Annotated in this window: 5 protein-coding genes and 1 pseudogene; 2 read left to right on the top strand and 4 right to left on the bottom strand. The window is 72.5% G+C overall.

Annotated features, from left to right (window positions below; genetic code table 11):
* Positions 1–2360 (top strand): WD40 repeat domain-containing protein (locus tag ACWDX9_RS58300; protein ID WP_449972004.1); only part of this gene is annotated, 2360 nt, incomplete at its 5' end.
* Here the strand turns inward: ACWDX9_RS58300 and ACWDX9_RS58305 are convergent.
* A complete protein-coding gene (locus ACWDX9_RS58305) occupies positions 2357–2560 on the bottom strand; it encodes a hypothetical protein (protein ID WP_449972006.1) in 204 nt (67 codons plus the stop codon). The two genes, ACWDX9_RS58300 and ACWDX9_RS58305, sit on opposite strands and share 4 nt — an antisense overlap.
* 691 nt (positions 2561–3251) lie before the next feature.
* Here ACWDX9_RS58305 and ACWDX9_RS58310 point away from each other — a divergent pair.
* On the top strand, positions 3252–4493 hold the full coding sequence (locus ACWDX9_RS58310; RefSeq protein ID WP_449972009.1) for an MFS transporter: 1242 nt from the start codon (positions 3252–3254) through the stop codon (positions 4491–4493).
* 181 nt (positions 4494–4674) lie between these two features.
* Here the strand turns inward: ACWDX9_RS58310 and ACWDX9_RS58315 are convergent, their stop codons facing one another.
* The 3 genes and pseudogenes from ACWDX9_RS58315 to ACWDX9_RS58325 all read right to left on the bottom strand — a co-directional run.
* Complete coding sequence (locus ACWDX9_RS58315; RefSeq protein WP_449972012.1) at positions 4675–5205, bottom strand: hypothetical protein; 531 nt, start codon at positions 5203–5205, stop codon at positions 4675–4677.
* Between the two features lie 82 nt (positions 5206–5287).
* On the bottom strand, positions 5288–5782 hold the full coding sequence (locus ACWDX9_RS58320) for an NUDIX hydrolase (protein ID WP_449972015.1): 495 nt from the start codon (positions 5780–5782) through the stop codon (positions 5288–5290).
* Positions 5783–5879: 97 nt separating this feature from the next.
* A pseudogene (locus ACWDX9_RS58325) lies at positions 5880–6098 on the bottom strand (winged helix-turn-helix transcriptional regulator); the annotation flags it as partial.

A 6098-nucleotide genomic window follows, 5' to 3' on the forward strand; every position in this document is an offset into this window, starting at 1 on the left:
GCTGGGCCCGCGGCGGCCGCCGCCCTGAGGACCTCCTCCGCGGCACCGCCCTGCGCCACGCGCTGGACTGGACCGCCGCCACGCACCTGACCCTGAACACCACGGAGCGCGAGTTCGTCGAGGCGAGCAGGGCCGGGTCGGCGCGGCAGAGCAGGCTGCGGCGTATGGTCACCACCGGCGTGGCGGTCCTGCTCGTCGCCTCGCTCACCGCCGGCACCCTCGCCTGGCAGCAGTCGCTCAGGAGCGACGAGGCCGGCAGGCGCCTGGCCGAGGAGCGGTCGCAGGCCGCGGCGCGGCGGGTGGCGCTGCAGGCGGACGCGCTGCGCGGGACCGACCCGGTGAAGGCGATGCTGCTCAGCGTGGCGGCCTACCGCATCGCGCGGGTTCCCGAGGCGCGCTCGGCGGTGCTGAGCTCGCTCGCCCAGCAGGAGCAGTCGGTCTTCACGGATCCCGCCCCGGCCAACGAAGGGCGGGCGCTGAGCCCCGACGGGCGGACGCTGGTCAGCGCGGGCGCCGGCCGGGTGACCGTCTACGACGTGGCGACAGGACGGCCGGTCAGGACCTTCGGCGGCATCGGCGAGGCGCCCGTCACCGCGGCGGTGGGTCCGGACGGTGACACGCTGGCGCTCGCGGGGGGCGGCGGGCTGGAGCTGTGGAGCCTGCGGACCGGGCGGCGGCTGGGCGAGGGCGGCTGGATGCCCGCAGGCTCGACGAGCAACAACAGCCGCCCGGCGAGCCTGGAGTTCAGCCCCGGAGGCGGCTACATCGTCGTGCGCGCCAACCTGGGCGGGCCGTACGTCGCGCTGTGGAACGTGGCGCGGCGGGCGCTGGAGAAGCAGGACGGCTACGTGAGCAACGCACGTGTCGGCCCCGGCGACCGCTTCGCCGCCCTCGAGATCACCGAGCACGACACCGTGACGACGCTGCGGGCGTTGCCGGGAGGCGGAACTCCGGCGGGCGAGCGGCTCCCCGGCCGTGGCCTGCCGGGGCAGGTCACGGCCATCACCCCCGACGGCGCGCTGGCCGCTGTGGGCGGGCGGAAGGGCACGACGCTGTGGAGCCTGTCCACCGGCACGCGGGACCGGCGCAGCTTCCCCGGCCCGGGCACCGAGGCCGCCTTCAGCGACGACGGCCGCTTCCTGATCACCTTCGACAACTGGGCGGGCGGCCGCATCACCCTGTGGCGGCTGAGCGACGCGGCCCCGCTCCTGCGGCTCACCGTCGCGTCCACGATCGTCGGGGCCCCGCGGTTCGGCCCCGGGAGCCGTACGCTGAGCATCCTGGACGACGCCGGGCAGGTGACCACCTACGACATCAGCCGGCAGACCGGCCCCCGGCGCGTCGTGCCCGCCGGCGCTCTGCAGCCGCGGTTCACCGCCTCGGGGAGCCTGCTGCTCGCCCGTACGGGCGACACCGTGCGCGGCTGGTCGGTGCCCGGGTTCACCGAGACCCGGCGGCTCGGCGTCGCCAGGAAGGGCGAGCCGATCATGCGGGTCAGCCCCGACGGGCGCACGGTCGTCACGATCTCCTCTGAGGACCTCACCACGGGACCCACGTTCTGGGACGCGGCATCCGGGCGGAAGGCAGGCCACCTGGCCCTGCAGTCGGCGGACGTCAGGGCGGACATGCAGATCAGCCCCGACGGCCGGCTGCTGGCCCTCAGCACGGCCATGGCCAACGACTACACCGGCGCGGGCGAGGTCGTGGTGATCGACATCGCGCGGCGCGAGCGGGTCATGCGGTTCGGCCCGGTCGCGGGCGGCCCGCTGTCCTTCAGCTCCGACGGCAGGTTCCTGGTCACCGCCGACGCCGCGGGTGCCGACGTCATCGACCTGGTCACCCGCAAGGTGCTCCCCCGCGGGCAAGGCCCCGGGACGCTGGCCGTGGGGTGGATGGTCCTCGCGCCGAAAGGTCCGCTCGGCGTCTCGCCGTACGGGAGCAGGGCGGTGGTCCTGTGGGACACCCGCACCTGGCGTACGACGGGTCAGGTGTTCAGGGTGCCGGGAGACGTCGTGGGGGTCAGGTTCTCCCCCGACGGGCGGGTCCTGGCGGTCGCCCACGACACCAGGGTGACGCTGTTCGACACGGTCGCGGGCCGGCAGCTCGGCGCCGCCTGGACCGTGACCACCGGGGCGTTCGATCCGTACGAGCTGGACGACCCCATGCCGGCGCTCGCCTTCACGGCCGACGGCTCGGCCCTGCGCGTGGTGGGGCTCGACGGCGCGTTCCAGGAGCTGCCGGTAGACGCCGCGCCGGCCGTCCGGACCGTGTGCGAGCGGGCGGGCCGCCGGCTCACGCAGGCGGAGTGGCGCGAGCACGTGGGAGCCGACGTGGGTTATCAGGAGGTCTGTCCCGTTTAGGCGAGGGTTACCCCATGGCGGACTGGAGTGCCGGCTTCAATGAGCTGATCGAACTGCGCCGGGACCTCCACCGCCACCCCGGGATCGCGGCTCAGGAACAGCGAACCGCCTCGGTGGTCGCGCGGCGTCATCACGCTCAGCGGGGCCGATGCGACGGAGCGGGCGCGGCGGCTCGCCGACGAGATCGGCGCGCTCGGCACCGTCTCTCCTCCGCCACCCCCGAGGCCCTCGAACGCCTCGTGGCCGACCTCCAGGCCCCGGACGGGCCGTTGACCGGCTTCGTCTTCATGCGGGCCCAGGCGTCCGACGCGGCCGAGGTCCGGGTGTCCTACCGTTGCCGGCCGGAGAGCCGGTACGTCGCGCTCCGCGAGGACATCCGGCGTCTCGCGCGAGCGTACGGCGCCGGTTCGGTGACCTTCCCCGAGGTCCCGTTTCCCGCCATGGTCTGTCCGGAACGGGAGGCCAGGCGATCAAGCGGTACCTTCAGCGGACGGCCGGTCCGGGCCGGGTGCGCACGTTGCAGGCCGCGGTGCCGTTCAGTGGTGAGGACTTCGCGCTGTTCCTCGACCGGCTCCCGGCACGTGCACCTTTCTCGGCGTCCGGGCTCCATCGAGACCAGTTACCCGCACTCGGCGCCGTCACCCCGGACGAGCGTGCCATCGGCCACGGGGTCCGCGCGATGGCCGCACGGACCCGCACGGCCGGCGGGGCGGTCCGGACCACCAGCACTGATATCGAATCGGTTATCCCCCTGGACACATATCGATATTGGACATGACCCGGCGGCTTCTGCTCTCCTCTTGCAGTGCAGATCGAGAATGAGAGGCCGACCGAGCCGCAGCGCCCCGACGTCCTCCGGCACGCATCGCGATCGTGAGAACGACCCGGCCCATGGCGCCGAGTACGTCCGCCCCGCGTCCGAGCCGACCGCTCGCCGGGGACCCCGCGCCTCCGGTGCGCCCGCCGGGCAACGGCCGCCACGTGCTCGCCGTCGTCGTCGGAGTGCAGCTGGCCATCTCGATCGGGTTCTTCGCGGTGATGGCGCACCTGGTCACATACCTGCGCCACGACCTCGGCCTGCTCGCCGGCACCATCGCCGTGGTGCTCGGGGTGCGCGTGGCGCTGCAGAACATGCTGTTCCTGCCGGCCGGCGCGATCACCGACGCGGTGGGACCGGCCCGCGCGGGAGCGCTGGCCTGCGCCCTGCGGGCGGCCGGTTTCGGCCTCCTGGGAGTCATCGACGGGCCGGCCGGGTTGCTCTGCGCGGCGGCGGTCCTGGCGGTGGGCGGGGCCCTGTTCCACCCGGCCGCCCAGTCCCTGCTGGCCGGGGTGCAGCCCGAACGGCGTGCGAAGGGCTTCGCGTCCTACGTCGTCGCCGGCCAGTTAGGGGCGGTGGCCGGCCCACCCGTCGGACTGGCCCTGCTGGCCGGCGGATTCGGGCTGCTGTCCGCGGCGGCGGCGGGCGCCTGGGCGGTCGGCGCCGTACTGTTCCTGCTGCTGCCGGCCGAACGCGGCGCCGGCCGTCTCCACGTACGCAGGCTCACCGGCGGCGTGTCGGCGGTGCTCCGAGACCGAGACTTCCGGCGCTTCGCCATGACCGCCGCGCCGACGACGCTGCTCGCCGACCAGATCGTCACCGTGGTCCCGCTCAAGGAGGTCGGGGCAGGTTCGACGACCCTGTTCTTCTGCGTGGTGGCGGTCGCCATGGCCGCGGTCCAGCCCTGGTGCGCGGCCGGCGGGCGAGGCGAACGTCCCTGGGTGCTCAGAAGCGGCCTCATCTGCGCCGGCCTCGGCTATCTGGCGCTGCTCGCGATGCCCTCCGGCGAGGGCGGTCACCTCGTCATCCTCCTGGTGGCCGCGGTGCTGCACGGGCTGGCCCAAGGGCTGATGCAGTCGGCGCTGTTCCAGACCGTCACGCGGTGCGCGCCGTCCGGACGGTTCGGGGTCTATTTCGGCCTGCTCAGCTTCGTGGCCGGGGTGGTCACGTTGGCCGGCGGGTTCGTGGTCGGCCGGCTGTTCGACGCCGGGGGCGGCGCGGCGGCCATGGCGCCGGCGGCGCTCGCGCTGATCGCGGTGCTCTCCGCCGCCGTCCTGCGGCTTCCCGCGAGCACGACGGATCGTGATCTTCGCTGACGACACCCGCACCCATTCGAGGCTGCGCGAGCTGATCCCCGACTGATAGCGTGGGGATCGCGAGGCCATGGGAGGGCTTCCTTCTCACTTTTGGAAAAAGTCATCTAGCCTTCCCGCTTTCCTCGCGTTCAGGCCGTGAGACATTCTGCGGGCTCCCTGCGAGCCAGGAGCCCGCAAGGGTCTATGGCCGCTCAGGCGCTTCCTCCACACTTCGCCGATGCCACTCCGCCAGCTCCACCAGCAACCCATCGGCGGCCCCACCGAACATCGCCGCGAGCGCCTGTTCGCTGTCCACCACCACGACGGTGTCGAGCAGGTCCGCCCGCAGCCTCGCCGCTCTCGGATCCCCGGCGCCGTCAGGGTCGAAAGCGGTGGCGGCCAAGAACAGACCGCCGACGCCTGCCAAGGTGCCGGCCTGGTGGGCCTGGGTGCCGAGCACCGCGGAAGCGTTCGCGGGCGCGGCAGGCAGTGCCGGCTGACCGTCGCGGAGCAGAAGCGCGAGCGGTCGGACGGGGACCGTTTCCCCTACCTCGCCGTCCGGCACATGAGCGCTGCCATCGCTACCGCGTGTCACACCGGACGGATATCCCCACGGCCGGCCGTCGTCCTGGTCCTGCACACTCGCGCGTGTGAACAGACCACCCTCGGCATCGACGACAAGGTCTCCAGGCTGCCATCGCTCGCCATCGAGCGGTGCGTGCGTGTCCTTCATGGTGGGCAGGGTACGCCCCGACTACGACAAATGACCCGACAAGACGTACGCATCTTGATCGGCATCCCGCTCATACCGGCGGTCAGCCGTCGACGACGATCGGGTGGCGGGGTGGGCCTTTGTCAAGGAGGGCGGTCAACAGGTGCGGCAGCCCGGCGGGGCGTAGAAGATCGGCGGTCTCAGCCAGTTCTTGCGCTGTCCACCAGCGGTGGCCGGTGATGCTCGTCCTCTCGAAGTCCTCCATGCGGGTGGTGTCGATCTCCGAGATGGGAACGCGGGCCAGGTAGTAGCGCTGCCGGACCTCATAGGTGACGCCGTCCCGCTCCGTGGTCCAGGGGCGCCCTCTCCACACCTCCGGCCCCAGCGCCACATCTTCCAACCCGGTCTCCTCGCCCAGCTCACGCAGTGCCGCATCTCGGTGGTTCTCGCCGGGCTGGAGACCGCCGCCCGGGGTGTACCAGCGAAGCGTGCCATCGCGTTGGTCACGGCTGGAGAACAGCAGGAGCCGATCGGCGTCATCGATGAGAACGACGCGTGCACTGGGACGCGGGACCAAGCCGTCCGCCGTTTCCACCATGATCATTGTCTCCCCTGAAAGCAATCCTCTCCAGCCCTTCGGTGCCCCCGCTCGTCGGATGTTCAAAGACCCGAGGTCAAGGCCCTGGCCCGCTCGATCACGTGGCCGCTCCTGGGCCTGGCAGCAGGTCGACGTCGCCGGCGTGCATCGGCTGGCCGCAGTTGGCGCAGCGCAGGTCGGTACGGCTGATCTCGCCGCACGTGTGGTGGCGGTAGAGCACTGGCGGTCCGGCTTGGCCGGCGAGCCATTTGTCGCCCCAGCCGGCCATGACCATGAGCAGGTCGATCAGTTCGGTGCCTTTGAGGGTCAGGTGGTA

This window comes from Nonomuraea sp. NPDC003201 (assembly GCF_053590415.1).

What these genes read in the sequence shown, in the direction of transcription:
- ACWDX9_RS58310 (WP_449972009.1), top strand. Translation starts at nt 3,252, where the DNA reads ATGGCGCCGAGTACGTCCGCCCCGCGTCCGAGCCGACCGCTCGCCGGG.
- ACWDX9_RS58315 (WP_449972012.1), bottom strand. Translation starts at nt 5,205, where the DNA reads ATGAAGGACACGCACGCACCGCTCGATGGCGAGCGATGGCAGCCTGGA.
- ACWDX9_RS58320 (WP_449972015.1), bottom strand. Translation starts at nt 5,782, where the DNA reads ATGGTGGAAACGGCGGACGGCTTGGTCCCGCGTCCCAGTGCACGCGTC.